Origin of the sequence: Noviherbaspirillum denitrificans (genome assembly GCF_002211445.1) — a bacterium.
Classification (GTDB): domain Bacteria; phylum Pseudomonadota; class Gammaproteobacteria; order Burkholderiales; family Burkholderiaceae_D; genus Noviherbaspirillum; species Noviherbaspirillum denitrificans.
Map to the genome: position 1 here is coordinate 2880319 of NZ_LSTO01000001.1, position 500 is coordinate 2880818.

The following is a 500-nucleotide window of genomic DNA, read 5'->3' on the forward strand; positions in this document are numbered from 1 at the left end:
GGTCCGGGCCGTCCGCTTCCTGACCTGCTCGGCGATGTCCGGGTAGCGGGTATGGATCGTTGTCGCGTGCACGCCCGCTTCTTCCGCGACTGCCATGATCGACAGCTTGCGTTTGGGATCTACAATGCGCGGCGCCCCTCGCTCAATCCGGTGTAATGCCAGCAGCAATTCCTGCTGGGTTTTGTCACGACGCGACATGGGGTTCCTTTCCCGGGGCGTCAGCTACGCCGGGATCCAGTTTTCGTAGAATCTGCTTCACGGTCGCAATGCTTTCCTCGATCTTGGCTTGCGCCGCCGGACCGATATCGTTGACCTCACGTAGTTCGAGCTGCTGCAGCCATAGTCCATGCCAGGTGTCCCGCTGCGTTTCATCAATCACGGCGTGGCTGCAGTCCGCACATTCCATGGCGTCGTACAAGCCGCGGCCTCCGCAACTGAGCACATCAGCCATGCACCAGCTGTGGCCGGTACTGCGCAACAGGATCCCCTGTCCTGCACGT

Annotated in this window: 2 pseudogenes; both read right to left on the bottom strand. The window is 61.2% G+C overall.

Annotation, left to right across the window (positions count from 1 at the left end):
- Positions 1 to 198: pseudogene (locus AYR66_RS29585) on the bottom strand (hypothetical protein); the annotation flags it as partial.
- A pseudogene (locus tag AYR66_RS29590) lies at positions 185 to 500 on the bottom strand (integrase); the annotation flags it as partial. The pseudogenes AYR66_RS29590 and AYR66_RS29585, both read right to left, overlap by 14 nt.